Source organism: Mesorhizobium sp. M0174 (genome assembly GCF_040322275.1).
GTDB lineage: Bacteria > Pseudomonadota > Alphaproteobacteria > Rhizobiales > Rhizobiaceae > Mesorhizobium.
Map to the genome: position 1 here is coordinate 579,156 of NZ_JAMYTB010000003.1, position 20,397 is coordinate 599,552.

Annotated in this window: 7 protein-coding genes and 1 pseudogene; 5 read left to right on the forward strand and 3 right to left on the reverse strand. The window is 64.1% G+C overall.

Annotation, left to right across the window (positions count from 1 at the left end; translation table 11 throughout):
• Positions 1-121: 121 nt before the first annotated feature.
• The 3 genes from NKJ13_RS09375 to NKJ13_RS09385 form a co-directional block, all read right to left on the reverse strand.
• Entirely contained in the window at positions 122-1,774 is a 1,653-nt protein-coding gene (locus tag NKJ13_RS09375) for an ABC transporter substrate-binding protein (RefSeq protein ID WP_352505544.1), read from the reverse strand.
• Between the two features lie 261 nt (positions 1,775-2,035).
• Positions 2,036-8,086 (reverse strand): translocation/assembly module TamB domain-containing protein, encoded by a 6,051-nt coding sequence (locus NKJ13_RS09380; protein WP_352777679.1) that lies wholly within the window; start codon positions 8,084-8,086, stop codon positions 2,036-2,038.
• Positions 8,086-10,014 (reverse strand): autotransporter assembly complex protein TamA, encoded by a 1,929-nt coding sequence (locus tag NKJ13_RS09385; RefSeq protein ID WP_352505542.1) that lies wholly within the window; start codon positions 10,012-10,014, stop codon positions 8,086-8,088. Before NKJ13_RS09385 ends, NKJ13_RS09380 begins: the two co-directional genes overlap by 1 nt.
• Before the next feature lie 273 nt (positions 10,015-10,287).
• Here NKJ13_RS09385 and NKJ13_RS09390 point away from each other — a divergent pair, with 273 nt between their 5' ends.
• The 5 genes and pseudogenes from NKJ13_RS09390 to NKJ13_RS09410 all read left to right on the forward strand — a co-directional run.
• Entirely contained in the window at positions 10,288-15,768 is a 5,481-nt protein-coding gene (locus tag NKJ13_RS09390; RefSeq protein ID WP_352777680.1) for an alpha-2-macroglobulin family protein, read from the forward strand.
• 213 nt (positions 15,769-15,981) lie between these two features.
• Complete coding sequence (pbpC, locus tag NKJ13_RS09395) at positions 15,982-18,072, forward strand: penicillin-binding protein 1C (RefSeq protein ID WP_352777683.1); 2,091 nt, start codon at positions 15,982-15,984, stop codon at positions 18,070-18,072.
• A gap of 54 nt (positions 18,073-18,126) precedes the next feature.
• A complete protein-coding gene (locus tag NKJ13_RS09400; protein ID WP_352740662.1) occupies positions 18,127-18,831 on the forward strand; it encodes a M15 family metallopeptidase in 705 nt (234 codons plus the stop codon).
• Positions 18,832-19,052: 221 nt separating this feature from the next.
• Positions 19,053-20,081 (forward strand): sulfate ABC transporter substrate-binding protein, encoded by a 1,029-nt coding sequence (locus NKJ13_RS09405; RefSeq protein WP_352740660.1) that lies wholly within the window; start codon positions 19,053-19,055, stop codon positions 20,079-20,081.
• Between the two features lie 18 nt (positions 20,082-20,099).
• Positions 20,100-20,397: pseudogene (locus NKJ13_RS09410) on the forward strand (molybdate ABC transporter permease subunit); the annotation flags it as partial.

The following is a 20,397-nucleotide window of genomic DNA, read 5'->3' on the forward strand; positions in this document are numbered from 1 at the left end:
ACCCTTTTTATTGCAGACCCCGGCCGAAGAGTCCGCAACTTTTTGCTGCGCCGACTTCCGGTCCATGGATCATGCAAAGAGCGACGGAAAGGGGCGAGACGCCCCTTTCCGGATCGTCCGGTCAGGCCTGCTCGAGCCAGACCTTGCCATAGTCGCGCTCGAAGGTCGGGTGCATCTTGTAGTTCTGCACCGCCTTGACCGAATGGCTGTAGAGCTTGCGCCAATAAGGCTGGATGATAATGCCGGAATCCTGCAGGATCTGCTCGATGTCCTTCATCATTTCCTTGCGCTTGGCGGCGTCGGCGACTGCGAGCGCAGCATTGAGCTTGGCATCCCACTCCGGATTCGACCAGGCCGTCTCGTTCCAGGCTTCACCTGTGCGATAGCCGATCGCCAGAACCTGGACGCCGAGCGGCCGCATGTTCCAGTTGGTCATCGACAGCGGATACTTCGTCCAGTCGTTCCAGAAGGTCGAACCCGGCAGCACGGTACGCTTCACCTTGATGCCGGCGTCGCGCATCTGCGCGGCGATCGCATCGCCTGTATTCTTGTGCCAGTCCTCGTCGACCGTGATCAGCTCGTGCTCGAAATCGGCCTGGCCGGCTTCCGCCATCAGCGCCTTCGCCTTTGCCGGGTCGCGAGCAATCTTCGGCAGTTCGTAGTATTCCGGATGGATCGGGGCGACATGGTGGTTTTCGGCAACCGTGCCGGCATTGCCGTAGCCGAGCTGGAGGACGACATTGTTGTCGACCGCGAGCTGCAGGGCGTTGCGAACCTTCTGGTCGCCATAAGGCTTGTTGGTCACATTGGTGCGGCAGACGATCGTCGAGGCGGTGACGATCTCCGACTTCACCAGGTCCATGCCGTCGAGGATCGACACATAGTCGGCCGACGTCTCGAAATTGGTGTGTACCTCGCCTGCTTCGAAGGCGCTGACCATGGCCGCCGGATCGGTGCCGTAGTCGACGAACTCGATGCCGTCGAGGAAGACCTCACCATCCCACCATTTGTTATCTTCGCGGCGCTTGTAGACCACTTTCTGGCCGACATCGTAGGAGACCAGCTCGAACGGCCCAGTGCCGATCGGGCAGGACTTGAAGTCGCCGCCTTTTTCATCGAACGTCTTGTGGACGATGAGGCCGGGATAGTCGCACACGTTGGGAATGAGGGCGATATCCGGCTTGCTGAGCGTCAGCTTGATCGTGTGGTCGTCGACCTTGGTCACCGCGCTCTCATCCAGTTTGTCGTCCTTGACCAGCGAACCGAGGCGACCCGGCATGGAATTGCCTTCGGCCTTCTTGTCGGCCCAACGCTTGAGGTTGAAGATGACGTCGTCTGCGGTGAACGGATCGCCGTTGTTCCAGGTGACGCCTTTGCGCACATGCAGCGTGTATTCGGTAGCGTCGTCATTCACGTCCCAGCTCTCCAGCAGATAGGGGCGGAATGTGTATTCGGTGGTATATTTGACCAGCGGCTCGAGCGCCTGGCGCTCGGCATTGGCGATTTCCGACCAGTCGGCCTTGCGCGGATCCTTCGGATCCTTGATCCATTGCGCGACCTTCAACACGCCGCCTTTCTTGCCCTGGACCTCTTCCGCTTTGGCCGGCGTCGGGTCTGCAAGGCCAAGCATGCCATAGGCCATCGCCGTCGAGGCTCCGAAGACGCTGGCGAGAGCCAGAAATTCGCGACGATCCATCTTGCCTGCCTTGGCGTCTTCGGCCATGGCCAGGATGTGATCGGGAACGCGGTCGCCGTTACTCTTGTAGATCGTCATGACTAACTCCCATTGTTGGCTTTCTGCCTTTTAACATTCCGCATCCGCGCCATGATGTCAAAGACGGCACGGATTGGGAACATGCCAAGGAATGTGCAACTTTGGAAGCAGGCCGGTTCGCGCGTTAACGACAGTCTTGGCGCAAATTTGCTAGTGCGCCAGGGATTTCGCCCGAAATCTCCACGGGCAATTAAACCGGGACATTTGCTGCTGCGCCGCTCGTTCATCGGGCAACCAGCTGTTCTGCGCGAACGGCCGGTTTCAATATTCCCGTTCGTAGAAAACACCGCCTTTGGCTTCGCCGGCGTCGGTTGCCTCACCACGCAGCTTGACGCCGCGCCCAACGTCGAGATCGACGGTTGCCTTGCCCGAGCCCGGCCTGTCGCCCTTCTGGATCGTCACGTAGGTGCGGTCGTTGAGATACTTGCCCGCCGAGACGGCGGTGCCGCCCTCTTCGTCGGTGATCACGTCGAGGTCGTCGACGCCGATCGCGCTGCGCAGGTTCTGCAGCAGGGAGGTCGAGCCGCCGATGCCGGCCAGTTGTCCGGCAGCCTCGGCAAGCTGAGCGATCTGCAGCGGCGACAGGTTCGACATCGAACGGCCGAAGATCAGCTGCGCCAGCACCTCGTCCTCCGGCAGCGCCGGTACCGAGGAGAAGGTGAATTTCGGGTTGGTCGCCTCGCCCGACACCACGATGGTCACGGTGGCGCTGGTCGTCTTCGATTGCGCCGTGAGATTGAGGTAGGGCACCAGAGAGCCGGAAAAGCCGACCGTGCCTTCGGTGAAGGTCAGCCGCTTGGCAAGGATCGTCAGCCGACCGCGCCGCAAGGTGAAGGTGCCGACCGCCTGGGGTGACGATGCCGGGCCGGTCAGCCGCAACGACCCGCCGAGTTCGGCGTCGACGCCCCTGCCCTGGATGAAGATCTGGCTCGGCGCATTGACCGTGACGTCGAGAATGAGGCCGCTGCCGCCGCCACCGCTGCTTGCAGCGGCCGGGTGCAACGCCTTGTCCTGCGCACGCACGGCGGCCGGCGCATTCTTGTGCTTGACGTTGAGCTCGGCCAGCGAGCCGGGCAGTTTTTCGGGTACGGTGATGACGGTCTTGGCCAGGTTGACGGTACCGGAAATCATCGGCGCGGAGGTGAGCGGCCCCTTAACGGTCAGGTCGCCGCCAAGATTGGCGGTGACTACCTTGCCGTCGGTATAGCGGCCGTCGACAAGCTTGATCGACAGATCGGCCGGAAAACCCTTAGCCGGATCGATGCCGACGGTGCCGCTGGCCGAAAGGCTGCCGCGCGTCGACAGCGTGCCGGTCAGTCGATTGATCCTTGCCACGCCGCCACCGACGGCGACATCGGCAGTGATGTCGTTGATCGCAAGCCCCGAACGCGCGTCGAGCAGGCGGGCGCCTGACGTGCGGACCGTGCCTGAGATCACCGGCGACGTCGCCGGGCCGCGTACCTGTATATCGACGTCGGCCGTGCCGCTCAGGGACAAGCCTTGCGCGGCGAGTGTCCTGGTGAGGAATGCGAACGGCACCTTGCCGGAAAAGTTGAGATCAAGGGTGGGCGCGCCTGATGTCGTCATCGTGCCGCCGCCCTTGAGACCGAGGCCGGCGGCATCGCTCATGTTGGCGTCGAAGGTCAGTCTGTTGCCCGAATACGTACCTGAGGATAAAACGCCCATGGCGCCGAAGCCTGCACCACGGGTCTGCGACGTCTGAACGCCTGCTGCATCGATCTTGAAAGCAACGGCCGGATTGGCCGGCGCACCCGTCACCTTCACCGTGCCCGAGATGGAACCGGCGGCATCGAGGCCCGGCGAAAAACTGTTGGCTATCGAGATCGGGACGCGGGCCAGCGTCGCGTTGAGGTCGAGCGCCTGCCCAGCTTTGCCCGTGACCGTCGCCGTGCCGCCGCCGAGGTTGAGCACCAGCCTGTCGAGGCTGGGCACTCCATTGGCGATGTTGATGGTCGAGGCCTGGGCGATAGCCGCCTTGATGCCGCGGATGGTCGCCTCGCCGGAGGCAAGTTCGACCGTCGTCGTGCCGTTGACCGCCTTGACCCGCCCACCGGCTTTCAGCGGAATATCCTTGACGGTGGCGCCACCGGAAAAACCGGTCCATTCGCCGTCGCGCTTGAGATCGACGTCGACGCCACGGATAACCGTGCCGCCGGAGGTCACGCTGTCGGCACGGATTTTGCCCGAGATCACCGGTGCCGCCAGATAGTTGGCGATCAGCGCATCGATGCTCACGGCCTTGGCCGAGACATCGCCGCGCGAGATCGAGCCCGTCATCGCCTTGACGGCGACCTGCGGCACGGCGCCCGCCTTGGAGAAGGCGATCGTGCCGCGCACATCGCCGTCGGCCTTTTCCAGTGCCAGGGCAGCAAGCGGACCGATATCGGGCAGGTCGAGCGCTACCGTGCCGACCGGGACGAAGGCATCGTCGAGCGCCAGGTCGCCGGAAATACGGTTCTTGCCCAGCGACAGCAAAAGCCCATTGATGGCGCGTTTGCCGTCCGATGTCGCCAGCACGGCGCTGCCCTGCAGCGGTTGACCCGCGACGTTTCCGGTGAGTTGCACATTCGCAGCCGGGTTGGCGGCATCAGCCTTGCCGGTGGCAGTGAGCTTCAGGCCAGTGATCTCGCGCGCCGCGACCGAAAGCCTGTCGCTGTTGACAGTCAGGGACAGATCCGGCCCAGTGCTGGCGCCTTGCGCATTCAGCGCGAAAGAGATGGCGCCTTTGGCGTCCTTGGATACCAGCGAGACGTCGCCCAGCGCGCCTTTGACGTCGGCGCTGAGCTTGTTGGCGGCAAGGCTCGCCTGCCCGTCTGCCGTTAGCGAACCGGACGACAGCCTGACGGCGTTGGCGGTGACATTGCCGTTGGCGTCTCGCTTCAGCGCGGCACTGAGTTGTGTTCGCGCGGCGAGCACGCCACGTACCGCCGCCGGCAGCGCCGCCGACGCGGCATCCGCCTTGAGATTTAGATCGATGGCGCCGTCGGCCAGCGAGACCCGCCCGTTGAAGCCGCTGTTCAACGCGTCGCTGGTCACTGTGCCGCTATCGATGATGACAGCGTCGGCGGCAAGGCTGCCGGCGAGTTTGGCAGTGACCTTGCCGGCGATCAGCGGTGCGACTGTCGGATTGTCGATGCCGATTTTTTCAGCGGTCACGGTGCCGGAGATCGGCCCGCTCCGGGCTTTCACGTCGAAGCGATCGGAGTGCAGCGCCAGCGTGATGCCCTCGACCTTAGCCAGATTGGTGGCGGCCGATGGCAGCGTCGCGGAGATGTCGAGCTTCGGCTGCGTGCCCTGCCCGGCCGCCTTTAGCGATATCGCCTGCAGCTCGAGCTTGATCGGACTTGCCTTGCTGCCGAACGACAGCGGCAGGCTCGGACCGGTCGAGGCGAGGTCGAGCGAGAAATCGCTGGCGCCGTTCGGATTGATGGTGCCGGCTGCCTTGCCGGAGATTTTCTCGCCGGCAAGCGTCGCCTGCTCGATGGCCAGGCCGCTGACCGAGGAGAAGCGGCCTGCCGCATCGAGATCGAGCGGCCCGAGCCCGGCCCGCCGGGTCTGGTTGGTTTCGGCGCCGCTGAGCCGGGCGTTGAAACGGACGTCGGGGGCAGCCGACGATCCCGTGACCTGCGCGGTGCCGCTGAGCGCGCCCACGGCATCGAGACCCGGTGAAAAATCATTGGCAAGCGCTGCCGGCACCGCCGACAAGGTGGCAGCGAGATCGAGCGTCTGGCCAGCCGTACCCGACACGGCAACCGAACCGCCGCCGACACCGAGCGCCAGGTTCTCAATGCTCACCATGCCATTGGCGATTGTCAGCGCCGACGGCTGTGCGATCGCTGCCTTGATGCCGCGGATGATTGCCTCGCCCGAGGCAAGCTCGATGCTGGTGATGCCGTTCGCGATCCTGACCCGCCCGGCCGCGCTGGCCGGAATGCCGGCGACCGTGGCGCCGCCGCTAAAGCCGGTCCAGTCGCCGTTGCGCTTCAGGTCGACATCGATGCCGCTGATCACCGTGGTTCCGGAAGTGATCATGTCGGCCTTGACTTTGCCGGCGATCGCCGGGGCTTTGAGATAATTGGCGACCAGCGCGTTGACGGCGATTGTCTTGGCCGCCAGTTCGCCGCGCGAAATCGCGGTGCTCGTCGCATCGATCGCGACCGTCGGTGCTCCATTGTCGTTGGCGAAGCGGATCGTGCCACGCACGTCGCCGGCTAGCGTTTGGCCGGCAAGTCTGGCCAGCGGGGCAATATCGGCGGCATCGAGGGCCAACGTGCCGAGCGGCAGCAGGTTGTCGTCGAGCCCGAGGTCGCCGGAGACCTTGTTGTCGGCCAGCGAGACGGCAAGTCCATTGATGGAGCGCTTTCCGTCGGTCGTGACCAGCGATGCCTTGAGGTCGAGCGGCTGGTCGTCGACCGAGCCGGTCAGCGAGACATCGGCGGCGGGACTGGCGATATCGGCCTTGCCGCGCGCGCTCAGCTTGATCTGCTTCACCGCATGGCCGGACGCCGTCAGGCTGTCGCTGCTGGCCGAAACCGAGAAGTCCGGCGCGGTGCGCGCACCGCTTGCGGTCAGCGCGAAATCGACTGCGCCGCCGACCTTCGCGCCAACCAGCGGCGACAGCACCGACACGTCGCCGAGCGTTCCTTTGATATCGGCTCGGATATCGGTGCCCTGCGCGCTGGCGGTGCCGCTGGCGTTGAGCGTGCCGGAGGTGAGCTGCAGTGCATTGGCGGCAAACGCACCGTCCGGGTCGCGGGTCGCGGTTGCGGAAAACTGCACGCGCTGGCCGAGAACCGAACTGATCTGCGGCGGCAGCGCCGTCGAAGCCGCGTCGGCATTCATCTTGAGCGTCATCGACAGATCGGCCAGCACCACGGTGGCCGTTACGGACGCATTGAGCGCGTCGCTGCGCAGCGTGCCTTGGTCGACGACGACCTGGTCCTTGCTGACGGAGCCGGCGAGACCGGCGCTGACCCTGCCCGTTATCAGCGGCGCCAACGTCGCAACGTCGGTGTTCAGGCCGGCCGCCGTCAGCTTGATGGTGACAGGCCCGCTACGGTTCTGGATGTCGAAACCATCCGAATGCACTTGCCCGATCAGGTCGTCCACCCGCGTGCCGCCCGCCACCACCGAGACCAGCGACGCGCCGATATCGACCATCGGCGCCTTGCCATCGCCGAAAGCGCGGGCCGTGGCGTCCTTGATCGCCACGGTTATCGGCTGCGCCTCGCTGCCGAGACTAAGCACGATCGGCGGCCCCTTTGCGGCGAGCTTAACGGAAAGATCGCTGGCACCGTTCGGATCGACAGTGCCGGCGGCCGTCGCGTGCACGGCATCGCTGTCGATATTGGCGCGCTCCACGTCGACGCCGCCGGCCGCGGTCGCTGTGCCGGCGAGGTCGAAGCTGGTCTTGCCGGCAAACAGCGGCTTCAGATTTTCGGGCAGGAAGCGCTCGAACTCGCCGTCACCCTTGGCCTCGACATAATGACCCTTGTTCGTGAGCTGATGACGACCGGTAAGCTGGGTGACGATCCGGCGATCGACGACAAAGGTCCCGATGCCATTCCAGTTGGCGAGCGGTCCGGTGCCGGAAACGACAATCTCGACCGGCGGCGCGCCCGGCAGCTTGAGCAGGTTGGCGATGATGCCGCCGGCCGGCTCGGATGCCCTCAAGTCGAGGTCGAGCTTGTTGTCGGCCGGCGCGAATTGGGCTTTGGCGTCGACCGTGCCTTGCTTGCCGTCATGGCGAACGATGTTGAGATTGGTCTCGATAGCCAACGGCGAGGCATCCGCCTTGAGCGCTCCCTTGGCTGCGAGCTCGGCAACACCGCTGCCGGCCAGAGCCTGCCCGAGTGCGATTTCGGGAAGGTCGAGCTGCTTGACATCGATGGAAACCGGCAGCGTGGTCGCCCCGCTTTGGCGCGGCTGTGTATTGGCCATCGGCAGCCTTGCCAACTCGATACGCTCGGCCCCAATGCGATCGGCGCTGAAGCTCTTCGACAGGAGTGCCAGCGGCGACCAGTCGACGGCCACCTTGCGCGCCACCATCCAGGCGCCTTCGCGATCCTCCAGAACGACATGATCGACCCTCAGCGCGCCCGACCAGATACCGTCGATGCCGACGACAGTGACCTTGCGATCACTGGTCGAGGCCATGGTCGAGATGATGCCGGCAAGGTTTTCGCGGCCGCGCTCGGTCTTGGTCAGCACGACGAGCGCCCCCACCGCCGCTGCCACGACGATGAGCAGCGTGTAGAAAAGGATACGAAGGATGCGCCTGAATATTGCCATCAGAATGCCTGGCCGATGCCGGCATAAATGCCGAAATGAGGATCGTCGGGGCCGCGGTTGAGCGGCACTGCCGCGTCGATGCGGAGCGGCCCGAACGCCGTCAGATAGCGCAAGCCTACACCCGCGCCGACCTTCATGTCCGAAAAATCGGGAACCTGCCTCGTCGACACCGTGCCGGCATCGACGAACGGCACAACGCCGATCTTGTCGGTGACGGCGATGCGCATCTCGACCGAGGTCTCGAAGAAGGAAAGCCCTCCGATCGGCTCTCCATTGCTGTCCTTCGGGCCGATGCCTTGATAAGCATAGCCGCGCACCGAACCGCCGCCGCCTGAGTAGAAGCGGCGATCTGCCGGAACATCTTGAAGACTGGCGCCGATGATAGAGCCGATGGCGACACGTTCGGCGAAAACGAATTTCGAGGCCGAATCGAGCGACTGGTAGGCCGACCCCTCGCCCTTCAGCTTGACGAAGGCAGCCCCGCTCAAAATGTCGTAGCTCGGCTCGGCATAGGCCAGCACCCTGAAGCCCCGGGTCGGATTGAGCTTGCTGTCGCGATTGTCGTAGACATATTGCAGTGGAATGCTGGCGATCAGATAGGTGTGCTTGCCGAAAGCGTCGTGGATCCTCGAATAATCCAGCGCGACTTGCGCGGAAACCGTCTGCTTCTTGTCGAGTTCGTAGGATAGGCCGGTACTGCCCTTGACCGAGAAATGGTCATAGGCGTCGGGGTGCTCCAGCACAGCATTGACGCTGGCAATGAATTTCGACGCCGGCCCGACCACGCCCGGCTTTTCGAACATGACGCCGGCATTGTAATTGAGCTGGGTCAAGTCGTTGCTGCCGATGCCGCTGATCTTGCCGTCGATGCGCAGCTTTTCGGCGCGGCCAAACAGATTGCGATGCCCCCAATAGCCTTCGAGGCCCAGCCCTTCGGTGTTTGAGAAGCTGCCGCCAATGCCGAAATAGCGCGGCTTGCGTTCGCTGACCTGGACACCGATCGGGACATTGCCCTCGGCGTCGAGGGCGTCGGCTTCCTTCACCGTCACGCTGTTGAAGACCTCGAGGCCGAGCAGCCGGTCGCGTGCATCGTCGATCTCATCGGGCGAATACTGGCGGCCACGCTTCAGACCGGTCATATATTCGGTGAAGTCGCGGTCGACCTTTTCGGTACCCTCGACAGTGGTGTCGCCATAGCCGGCGACCGGGCCGGCCGCGACGGTGAGCGTCACGTCGAGCGTCGAACCGGTGTGCTCGGCGACGATCTCGCGGCCCGTCACCTTGGCCAGCGGCCTGCCTTCTTGCTTGAGTGCCCGCACGATCGCCGCCTCGGCCTTGAGCACGGCGCCCGAACTGGCGTCACCGCCGGCGATCAGACCGAAATCGGCACTTGCCAGCCCCGCTGCATCGCCTTTCAGTCTGATGTTGCCAAGCGTGAATTTCGGCCCGGCCGCTATGCTTATCACCACCGGAATCGGCTGCGGGCCGGAAAACTCGGCATCGGGCGGCAGATCGTCGAGCGGCTTGCCCTGAATAGTGATGGTGACGACCCCCTCGTAGCGGGCGTCCGCGTAGAGCGCGGCGACAAGTTGCTCACGGTCGCTGCGCGCCTTGGCCAAAAGACCCAGCGAACCTGATACCGGGTGTTCCTCGTCGGCTTTCAGCGCCGAGGCGTTTTCGAGCTTCTCGGCGAGATCCTTGTCGGCGTCGGGCGTCTCGATCGTCACGGCATAACGCAGCGGGTCAACGATGTCGGCATCTTCGTCCTTCGACGATCCCCATAGCTTGATGCCGAAAATCTCGAAGGCTGCCGCATTTCCGGTCTCGACAATAAGTACCGCCGAGCACAGCAAGGCGAAAAGCAGGGCGCGCGAAAGCGCGCGCCGTTGCGCGGTTCCTCCCGACATCTGCCTTTCATACGCCGGCATTACGCTCCTAGCCTAGCTCGCAAACCTAAAATTGGAATGAAGTTCTGAAGCACTCGTAAAGGGGCCACAATCCAATTGCTGAAATAGACAGGGCTTGGAACTCACACCTTCTGCGTCGCCGCAAGAAAGCGTGATCCCCTGTCCTATGGAGCTACTACCGGTCATCGGCCGGAAAGCAAACCGTTGGCAGGCGGATCCTGCCGCGTCCTGATGTTGACAAGCGCCACTGAAGCTTGAAGATTTCTGGACGTCAGCACTTGTCTGGAGGGGTTTATGGCAATGCGCGCGGCTCGTGGTCTATCGATTCTTTTCCTTCTCTTTTTTGCCTGGAGCGGTGTCGCGCAAGCGGCCGAAGCCCGGCGGGTGGTGACATCGGACAATTCCGACTATTTCGGTTTCGATCTCAGATCCGACCAGAATGTCAGCCTCGACCAGTGCAAGACCACCTGCCTCGGCGACCCGGCCTGCCGCGCCTTCACCTACAACCTCAAGGCCAAATGGTGCTTTCTTAAATCCGATTACAACTCGTTGAAACCCTTCAGCGGCGCCGTCGCCGGCAAGGTCGTCAACATCGATGGCGATCCCGACATCGGCGCGCCACCCGAACTCGCCTTCTTCCCGAACTGGATGGCAGACCAGGCCCAGCAATACCGCAACAAGCTCACTGGCCCGACCTACACCAAGCCGACCGAGGGGCTGACGGCGCTGAGGGCCGCCGCCGAACAGTCGGCGCTGACGGGCGATCATCGCGCGGCCATGCACAAATACGAGGCGGCGGTTTCGGCGTTGCCTGATGACGGCCAGCTCTGGCTCGAGCTGGCGCGCGAAACGCTTGCCGTCCATCCGACCGCCAACAGTTCGGAGCCGTCGACGCTGCCGGCGAACGCCACTTCCGCCGCCTTCAATGCCTACAAATTGCTGCGCACCACCAGGACGCGCGCCGACGTGCTGGCGCTGCTCGGGGACGGCCTTGATCGCCGCGATCTCTACAGGCCGGCCCTGCAGGCCTACGAGGCGAGCCTCGCTCTCGTCAATTCGCCGGCAGTCAGGGCCGCCTACCAGGATCTCAAGGCCCGCAAGGGCTTCCGCGTCATCGATCATACCGTCGATGCCGACACCAGCGCGCCACGCATCTGCGCGCAGTTCTCCGAGGAGCTGGTCAAGACCGGCGTCGACTACTCGCAGTTCGTTACTGTCGACAACGCCGCTCCCAAGGGCGTCGAAGCCAAGGACAAGCAGATCTGCGTCGAAGGGCTCGAGCACGGCCAACATTATGACGTGACCTTCCGCGCCGGCCTGCCGGCCGCCATTGGCGAGGTCACCGCGGCACCGGTGGTTCTATCGATATATGTGCAGGACCGCGCGCCTTCGGCCCGCTTCACCGGCGACAGCTTCGTGCTGCCCGCCGGCGCACGCCGCGGCATACCGGTCGTCACCGTCAACATGAATGCCGCCGAAATGAAGCTCTTCCGCATCGGCGACCGCTCGCTGGCCCAACTTCTGTCGGGATATCAGTTCCTGCGCCAGCTTGACGGCTACGACATTTCGAACATCTCCGAACAGATGGGCGAGCCGGTCTGGCAGGGCCAGCTCGACATCGCCAACGACCTCAACAAGGAAGTCACCACCTCCTTCCCAATCGATGAGGCGTTGCCGAAGCGCAAGCCCGGCGTCTATGTGCTGACCGCACAAGCCGTCGACGATCGCAGCGACGACTATGATTCGCACGCCACGCAATGGTTCGTCGTCTCCGATATCGGCCTGTCGACCTATACCGGACAGGATGGACTGAACGTCTTTGCGCGTTCGCTCGCAACCGCCAAGCCGATTGCCGGCGCCGAGCTGACGCTGCTGGCCAGGAACAATGAAATCCTCGGCACCGCGACCACCGACGCGGAAGGGCGGGCGGTGTTCAATCCCGGCCTGACGCGCGGCGACAGCGGCATGGCGCCGGCCGTGCTGATGGCCAAACAGGGCGACGACGATTTCGTCTTCCTCGATATGGGCCGCGCCGGCTTCGACCTGTCCGACCGTGGCGTCGCCGGACGGCCGGCACCTGGCGCGCTCGACGTCTATGCCTGGACCGAGCGCGGCATCTACCGCGCCGGCGAAGATGTCCATGTCGCGGCTCTTGCCCGCGACAGTGCCGCCAAGGCGGTCGAGAACCTGCCGCTGACCTTCATCTTCTCGCGGCCCGACGGCGTCGAGGACCGCCGCATCGTCAGCGACGGCGCGTCGGCCGGTGGTCACGCGGTCGACCTGCCGCTGGAACCCAACGCCATGCGCGGCACCTGGACGGTGGCGATCCATACCGATCCCAAGCAGGCGGCGGTTGCCAGCCAGATGTTCCTGGTCGAGGACTTCGTACCGGACCGCATCGAGTTCGACCTGTCCTCCGACAAGCAGGAGATCGCCCAGGGCGAGACCGCCAACATTACCGTCGACGGCCGCTTTCTCTACGGCGCGCCGGCCGCGGGCCTCGCGCTCGAAGGCGAATTGACGCTGTCGACCGCCCGCGATTGGGACCGCTTCAAAGGCTATTCCTTCGGTCTCGCCGACGAACAGTCGGCTGAACCGACAGTGACGCCCTTCACTGGCCTGCCGGTGGTCGGCGAGGACGGCAAGGCGACCTTCCCGGTCTCCGTCGATCAATTGCCATCCACCACCAAGCTGGTCGATGCCAAGATCACGGTCAGGATGCGTGAAACCGGCGGCCGTGCCGTCGAGCGCTCGCTGAATATCGGCATCCGCCCGCAGGGCCACATGATCGGCATCCGCCCGGATTTCGACGGAGACGAGGTGCCGCAAGGCGGCACGGCCAAGTTCAGCCTGGTCGCCGTCGACCCAGACGGCAAGCGTGAGGCGCTGAAGGGCGCACAGTGGTCGTTGGTCAAGGTCGAGCGCAGCTACCAGTGGTATCGCTCGAGCAACTCCTGGAACTATGAGCCGGTCACCTTCACCAAGGCGGTGGCCAACGGCCAGGTCGACCTGAGCGCCGATGGCGAGGCTACGGTGTCGCTGCCGGTCGACTGGGGCCGCTACCGGCTCGAGATCGAGACAGCGGATCCGGAAGGCCCGGCCACCAGCTATGAGTTCGACGCCGGCTGGTATGTCAGTTCCACCACCACCGAAACGCCCGACGGCCTCGAGATCGCCCTCGACAAGGATACCTATGCGGCGGGTGAAGTGGCCAAGCTCAAAGTGTCGCCGCACTTTGCCGGCGAGTTGCTCGTCACCATCGGCGCCGACAAGCTCCTGAAGACCGTCACCGCCAGCGTGCCGGCCGGCGGCAGCACTGTCGACATCCCGGTCGGCGACGACTGGGGCGCCGGCGCCTACGTCACGGCAACGCTATTCAGGCCGGGCGATGCGCAAGAGACACGCATGCCGGCGCGCGCCATCGGCGTCAAATGGCTGAAGCTCGATCCCGGCTCGCGGAAGCTTGCGGTCAGCTTGGCGACGCCGGGCAAGACCATGCCGCGCCAGCAGCTGTCGATCCCGGTCGCCGTTGCCGGCGTGCAGCCCGGCACCAACGCCTATGTCATGGTCGCGGCCGTCGACGTCGGCATCCTCAACCTGACCAACTACAAGGTACCGGATCCGGAGAACTGGTTCTTCGGGCAGCGCATGCTCGGTCTCGAGGTTCGCGACATCTATGGCCGGCTGATCGACGGCTCGCTGGGCACAACCGGTAAGCTGCGCACCGGCGGCGACGGCGCCAACATGCAATCGCAAGGCAGTCCGCCGACCGAAAAGCTGGTCGCCTTCTTCTCCGGCCCGGTCCAGCTTGACGCCGACGGCAAGGCGCAGATCGACTTCGACATTCCGCAGTTCAACGGCACCGTGCGCGTCATGGCCGTCGCCTGGACCAAGGAAGCGGTTGGCCATGCCCAGTCCGACGTCATCGTGCGTGATCCGGTGGTAATCACCGCAGGCCTGCCGCGCTTTCTGGCGCCCGGCGATTCCGCCGTCATGCGGCTCGACGTCGCCGACACCGACGGCCCCGCAGGGGACTACAAGCTGACCGTCAACACGACAGGCGACCTGTCAACCGGCAATGCCGCCTTGCCTGAAAAGCTGACGCTCGCCAAAGGCAAGCGGCAGACACTGACCGTGCCGTTGATTGCGCAGACCGCAGGCAACGCCTCGATCACCATCAGGCTTGCGCATGCCGACGGCACCGCCGTCGAGCAGACGCTCTATGTGCCGGTGCGCCCGGCGCAACTGCCGGTGACCACCCGCATGGTCGTTGACCTCAAGGGCAATGGCGGCGCGCTGCGCGTCGACAAGGAACTGCTGGCGGCAAGCCTGCTCGATGGCGCTTCGGTCAGCGTCGGCGTTTCGCAGGCGGCTGCCTTCGACGTGCCGTCGCTGCTGATGACGCTCGACCGCTATCCCTATGGTTGCGCTGAACAGACCACCAGCCGCGCCATGCCGCTTCTCTACGTCAACGACATGGCTTCCGGCATCGGCATGGCCAGCGACCCCGATCTGCATGGCCGCGTCCAGGACGCCATCTACAAGGTGCTGAGCTACCAGGCATCGGCCGGCAGCTTCGGCCTGTGGGGTCCGGGTTCCGGCGATCTGTGGCTCGACGCCTATGTCACCGATTTCCTGACCCGGGCGCGCGAGCAGAAGTACGACGTGCCGGCCTTGGCGATGAACCAGGCGCTGAGCAATCTGCAGAACGCGATCGGCTACGATCAGGACGTCCAGGATCGTGGCAGCGAGATCGCCTACGCGCTCTATGTGCTTGCCCGCAACAAGAAGGCCTCGGCCGGCGATCTGCGTTATTATGCCGACACCCAGCTCGAGGCCTTTACCAGCCCGATGGCCGTCGCCCAGCTGGCGGCGTCTCTCGCGCTCTACGGTGACACGCAGCGCTCGGAGGCAACCTTCCAGGCCGCGCTGCAACTGGCCAAGTCGACACCCGAATATGACTATTACCGATCCGACTATGGCTCGCCGCTGCGTGACGGCGCGGCGATCCTGGCGCTTGCCGCGGAAAGCAAGCCGGTGCCGACCATCGTGCCGGCGCTGATCCAGTTGGTGACCAGGGAACGCGCCGACGCTAGGTGGACCAGCACGCAGGACGAGTCCTGGATGCTGCTGGCGGCCCGGGCGCTGAAGGCCGGCAATGATTCGATCGCGCTGACCGTCAACGGCGCACCGCATGCCGGCGGCTATTCGGACCAGATCGCCGGTGGCGACCTGGCCGACAGTCCGCTGACCATCGTTAATACCGGCAGAAATCCGCTGCAGGCGGTCGTCACCACTGTGGCCTCGCCGATCCAGCCTCTGCCGGCCGGCGGCAACGGCTTTACCATCAGCCGTACCTACTACAAGCTCGACGGCACAGAGGCCAACGTGACGGAGGTCAAGCAGAACGAACGCTATGTCGTCGTGCTCAAGGTTTACGAGCAGAACACCTGGCCTTCGCGGCTGCTGATCACCGACCTGCTGCCGGCCGGCTTCGAGATCGACAATCCGGGCCTGGTCTCCAGCGCTCAGTTGACGAACTTCTCCTGGCTGGCTCAGACCGATGCCGCCCATCTCGAATTCCGCGACGACCGTTTCGTCGCGGCGTTCAATCCCAACGACGGCGACGGCGACCGCAACATCACGCTCGCCTACGTCGTGCGCGCGGTGACGCCGGGCACCTATGCCCACCCGGCGGCAACGATCGAGGACATGTACCGGCCGCAATATTCGGCCCGCACCGCCACCGGCATGATGGAGGTCAAGGCGCCGTAAGGCAAAAAAGGCGGATAGGAATATGGCGATGGCGCTGCCCCTCATTGCCCTGCCGGGCATTTCTTCCCATATAGAGACGGGGAGGAAGAGCCATGCGCCGAAGTTTTCGCCGAACTTTGACGCCGCAGAAAAGGCGCCAAGGGTCGCGACAGCCCCCTTCTCCCCATCACTAAACGGGGAGAAGGTGCCAGCAGGCGGATGAGAGGCGGCGCCATGCTCTCCAGAAAGTTCCTGCGCCGAGCGGCCATCACGGGCATTTCCTTGGCCGGTCTCGCTGCAATCACCGCCATCGCCCTCTGGCAGCTCGACCGCGCATTTCCGCCGCCGCTGCCGGCTGCTTTGACGGTCTCGACCGAGGTGCAGGACCGAGACGGCCAACTGCTGCGCGCCTTCGCTACGCCGGACGGCTACTGGCGGCTCGCTACCAGCCTGGACCAGGTCGACAAGCAGTTCGTCGACATGCTGGTCACCTATGAGGACAAGCGTTTCTGGGGTCATCAAGGCATCGACGTGCTGGCACTGGCGAGTGCCGCCGGCCAGTTCGCGACCAGCGGCCATATCGTCTCCGGCGGTTCGACGCTCTCGATGCAGCTCGCCCGCCTGATCGAGCCACGCGACAGCCGCAGCCTCGGCTCGAAGATCAAGCAGATGCTGCGCGCCCTGCAAATCGAACGGCGGCTTTCCAAGCGCGAGATCCTCGAACGCTATCTGACGCTGGCGCCCTATGGCGGCAATCTCGAAAGTGTGCGCGCCGCTTCGCTCGCCTATTTCGGCAAGGAGCCGAAACGGCTGACGGTCTCGGAGGCCGCCCTGCTCGTCGCCTTGCCGCAATTGCCGGAAAAGCGACGCCCTGATCGCAATCTCGAGATTGCCCACGCTGCCCGCGACAGGGTGCTGACCCGCATGGTCTCGGCAGGCCTGCTCGGCGAACGTGAGGCCGCGCGTGCCGCGCTCGACGATGTGTCGGGGCTGCGGCGCACTTTGCCGGCGCTCGCTGCCCATGCGGCCTATGCAATGCTGCCCAAGGCCATCCCCGGCCAGAAGCTGCAACTGACGATCCGCAAGAGTGTCCAGGAAGGGCTGGAGGAGGTGGCGAAAGATGCAGCCGCCAGGCTCGGCCCTCGCCTCTCGGTGGCCATGGTGCTGGCCGATGCCCGTACCGGCGATATCCTTGGCGAGGTCGGCTCTGCCGATTTCTTCGATGCCACTCGTTCGGGCTGGATCGACATGACCAAAGTCGTTCGCTCGCCTGGCTCGACGCTGAAGCCGTTCATCTATGGTCTCGCCTTCGAACAAGGCCTGGTGGCGCAGGAGATGCTGATCGAGGACAGCCCAGCCGATTTCTCCGGCTACCGGCCGAAGAACTTCGACATGGGCTATCAGGGCGATGTCAGCATCAGGCAGGCGCTGCAATTGTCGCTCAACGTTCCGGCGATCCGCGTGCTCGACGCGGTCGGCCCGGCCCGGCTGATGGCGCGCTTTCGCCAGGCCGATGTGACCCCTGTACTGCCCGTCAACGAGGCGCCTGGCCTGGCAATCGGCCTCGGTGGCGTCGGGATGACACTGCGCGACCTGGTTCAGCTCTATGCCGGCCTTGCCAATGGCGGCAAGGCACACACGCTGCGTGACGGCACCGAGCCGGAGAATGCCGAACGCTCGACCACCACCATCCTCGACGGACAGGCGACCTGGCAGATCACCGACATCCTGTCAGGCGTCAAGCCGCCTCAGGGTGCCGCCCAACGCGGCATCGCTTACAAGACCGGCACCTCCTACGGCTATCGCGACGCCTGGTCGGTCGGCTTTGACGGCCGCTATGTGCTCGGCGTATGGGTCGGCCGCCCCGACGCCGGCGCGGTGCCCGGCCTGTCCGGCTACATCTCGGCGGCGCCCATCCTGTTCGAAGGCTTTGTCCGTTCCGGCCTGGCCGCCGTACCACTGCCAAGCCAGCCGTCCGGCGTCCGGCGTCCGAAACGCGAGGAGCTGCCGGTGACGCTGACGCGCTTCGGCGCAGGCACCGATGGGCTGGTGCAGGCGACGCCGACCGAACCTGCGCCAACCATCATCTTTCCGCCCGACGGCGCCCGCGTCGATCTCGGCACTTCCTCGGCCGACGCCTCGCCGCTGGTCCTCAAGCTGCAGGGCGGCCGCGCACCATTCCGCTGGCTGGCCAACGGCAAGCCGCTGGTCGGCATCGACCGGCGGCGCACCGCGACCTGGCAGCCGGACGGCGCCGGCTATTCGACCCTGACCGTGATCGACGCGGCGGGACGCGCGGCCAGCGTAAAGGTTTTTGTCGAGTGAAAATTTCCCTTGAATAGATTCCGGCAGGTAATTCAGGGGATTGGGGTTTACGCCTTGCTTTCGGCCGCCGGTATTTCCTCGGCCTTTGCTGACACCCTCCCCGCCGGCTTTGTTCGGCTGGCCGACATCGATCCCAGTATTCGGCAGGATATCCGCTATGCCGGCCTCGAAAATTTCTTGCATCGCAAGGTAAGCGGCTACGACGCGCCGGTATGCGTCCTCACCAGGCAAGCGGCGCAAGCGCTATCGGCAGTGCAGAAAGCGATTGCTGCCGAAGGGCTGACGCTGGTCGTGTTCGACTGCTACCGCCCTGCGCGGGCTGTCTCCGACATGAGTGAATGGACAAAAACGGGCGGGCCACCGGACCTGCAATGGTATCCAAAGGTCAAGCGCAAGGATCTCATCGCCAAGGGTTATATCGGCGAACTGTCCACCCATTCGCGCGGATCGACGGTCGATGTCGCGATCGCCCGGGTCAACCATAAAAAACAGGCCGGCCGCACGAGCGCTCCGAAACCGGCCTGCGGCGCGACCGATGCCGACACCCTCGATTTCGGCACCGGTTTCGACTGTTTCGATCCGGCGAGCGAAACGGCTCACCGAGCGATAGACAATGAAGCCGCGGCTAACCGCAAAAGACTTGTCGAGGCGATGCGCGCCGGCGGCTTCAAGAATTACGCGCGCGAATGGTGGCACTTCACGCTGGAAAACGAGCCGTTTCCAAGAGAGCGCTTCAACTTTCCCGTTACCGGCGAATAAGCCGCCGAAACCTCGTTCAGACGACACGCAGCCATTGCCGAAGAGCTGGGCGTCCCTAGTTAATCGCGTCGGGAGCGCGATCACGGTCCATGCGGGAAAATAGTTCCTCGCATCGCCGAAACCAGGCGAAAAATTGCTTCAATGAGCCAAAAAAGGCAACATTGATTGCATCTAAATTCTATCAATTCGGTAGATTTGGCGCGAGTTCAACGGAGGCGGAAATGACCAAACCTCATTTCAGGAAACTGCTCGGCGCACTGGTCGCCACATCTGTCCAGTTCGGCACGCTCGGTTTCGCGTTTGCCGACACCACCATTCTCAACGTGTCCTATGATCCGACGCGTGAGCTCTACAAGCAGTTCGACGAGGCCTTCATTGCCCACTGGAAGGCCGAGACAGGCGAGACGGTCACCGTCCAGCAGTCGCATGGCGGGTCGGGCGCGCAGGCCCGCGCCGTGATCGACGGCCTCGACGCCGACGTGGTGACGCTGGCGCTCGAAGGCGATATCAACGCGATTGTCTCGAAATCGAAGAGGATCAATCCCGACTGGCGGACGAAATTCGAAAACAATTCCGCGCCTTACACCTCGACCATCATCTTTCTGGTCCGCAAGGGAAACCCCAAAGGCATCCATGACTGGAGCGATCTGGTCAAGGACGATGTCCAGGTGATCACACCCAATCCGAAGACCTCCGGTGGCGCGCGCTGGAACTATCTCGCCGCCTGGGCCTACGCCAGCGCCAAGGATGGCGGCGACGAGGCCAAGACCAAGGAATTCGTCGGCAATCTCTATGCGCATGTCCCGGTTCTCGACACTGGTGCGCGCGGCGCCACCGTGACCTTCGCGCAAAAAGGGCTGGGCGACGTGCTGCTCGCCTGGGAAAACGAGGCCTATCTGGCGCTCGACGAGTTCGGCGCCGACAATTTCGATATCGTCTACCCGCCGACCTCGATCCTGGCCGAGCCGCCGGTCGCCGTGGTCGACGCCAATGTCGACGCCAAAGGCACACGCAAAGTTGCCGAAGCCTATCTGAGCTATCTCTATTCCAAGGAAGGCCAGACGATCATCGCCAAGAACCATTATCGCCCTTCGAAGCCCGAGTTGGTGCCGGCGGAGGACTTGGCCAAGCTGCCTGAGATCAAGCTGATCACCATCGACGACCCGCTTTTTGGCGGCTGGAAGAAGGCACAGCCTTATCATTTCGGCGATGGTGGTATATTCGACCAGATCTACAAGCCGGCCCAGTAGCATTTAGATCAGGACGACATGACCACAGCACCCGCCAAGGCGGGGTGGCGATTCAGGCAGCCGAGCGTCATTCCGGGTTTCGGATTGACGCTCGGCTTCTCGCTTGCCTACCTCACCCTCATCATCCTCATTCCCCTGTCCGGGCTGATCTGGCGCTCGGCGGCGCTCGGCTGGACCGACTTCTGGGCGATCGTCACCGACCGCCGCACCATCAACGCGCTTGAGATCAGCTTCGGCACCGCCTTCATTGCCGCCGCTGTCAACGTCGTCTTCGGCACGATCGTCGCGTGGGTACTGGTGCGCTACAGCTTTCCCG

Excerpts from the sequence above, each read along its gene's own strand:
- NKJ13_RS09375 (WP_352505544.1), bottom strand. The coding sequence starts at position 1,774 with ATGACGATCTACAAGAGTAACGGCGACCGCGTTCCCGATCACATCCTG.
- NKJ13_RS09380 (WP_352777679.1), bottom strand. The coding sequence starts at position 8,086 with ATGGCAATATTCAGGCGCATCCTTCGTATCCTTTTCTACACGCTGCTC.
- NKJ13_RS09385 (WP_352505542.1), bottom strand. The coding sequence starts at position 10,014 with ATGCCGGCGTATGAAAGGCAGATGTCGGGAGGAACCGCGCAACGGCGC.
- NKJ13_RS09390 (WP_352777680.1), top strand. The coding sequence starts at position 10,288 with ATGGCAATGCGCGCGGCTCGTGGTCTATCGATTCTTTTCCTTCTCTTT.
- pbpC (WP_352777683.1), top strand. The coding sequence starts at position 15,982 with ATGCTCTCCAGAAAGTTCCTGCGCCGAGCGGCCATCACGGGCATTTCC.
- NKJ13_RS09405 (WP_352740660.1), top strand. The coding sequence starts at position 19,053 with ATGACCAAACCTCATTTCAGGAAACTGCTCGGCGCACTGGTCGCCACA.